Origin of the sequence: Salinicola sp. MIT1003, assembly GCF_001858555.1 — a bacterium.
Taxonomy (GTDB): Bacteria; Pseudomonadota; Gammaproteobacteria; order Pseudomonadales; family Halomonadaceae; genus Salinicola; species Salinicola salarius.
Genome location: NZ_MCAP01000053.1, coordinates 1 through 799, shown reverse-complemented (window position 1 = coordinate 799; position 799 = coordinate 1). Strand labels below are relative to the sequence as shown.

Annotated in this window: 1 protein-coding gene; it reads right to left on the bottom strand. The window is 50.7% G+C overall.

Annotated elements, in window-relative coordinates; genetic code table 11:
* Positions 1-255 precede the first annotated feature (255 nt).
* On the bottom strand, positions 256-456 hold the full coding sequence (locus BC443_RS14315; RefSeq protein ID WP_071232518.1) for a hypothetical protein: 201 nt from the start codon (positions 454-456) through the stop codon (positions 256-258).
* Between the last annotated feature and the right edge of the window lie 343 nt (positions 457-799).

Genomic DNA, 799 nt, shown 5'->3' with positions numbered 1-799 from the left:
AGAGATGGCGATAGCAGTAAGTCATGGCAACACCGTACCTGATGGCTCACGTGTTGCACTTGGTCATTGAGACCGCCCTATCTCATTGTTCACTGTTGGACGTCTATCCCAATAGCAATGAAAAGCCCGAGTACCGAAAGAAAGGCACTCGGGCTTTTTCTCCATAACCGCCTGACCGCCTGATTTAGTTTTCAGGCAACCACGGTGACAAACGCAGAGTTTTTTGTCTTACCCTACGCTGACACCATGACAGAATTAATTCTGCGCATCCTCTGCTTCTTCCTGAATCTCTTCGCCAGCGTCTTCCATCGTGCTGCCTGCGTTGTCCACGGCATTATCGACCGACTCTCCGGCTTCTTCTGCTGGCCCTTCGTCGTTATCGCAAGCCACAACGCCAAATGCCATCAGGCCTAATAGCATAGCCATCGCCATTTTCTTCAATAGGTCAGTGCGCATCTCGCATCCTCCTGAGCAACCGCTTCCATGTATTTGCCCTAACAACCATAGCTACAGTTTGCAGAATCAGCCAACTTCGAAGCGACCTTCCCTAATTTCTCCTAATTATTCGAAAGCGGTCAAAAGCGTGTCTGCTCCTGGCGTCAGGATTCCTCCGTTTGCAATGAGATTGCAGGAATAACGATGAAGTAACGAAGGAACTCTCCTCCAACCCGCATGATAGAGTCGGGCCAGCATGGCCCGTGACGTTTCATGCTCATGCGGGTATAAAAAAACCCCAGCCTTGTTGGGCTGGGGTTTGGGATAGATGCCTGACGATGACCTACTCTCACATGGGGAGACC

What these genes read in the sequence shown, in the direction of transcription:
- BC443_RS14315 (WP_071232518.1), bottom strand. Translation starts at nt 456, where the DNA reads ATGCGCACTGACCTATTGAAGAAAATGGCGATGGCTATGCTATTAGGC.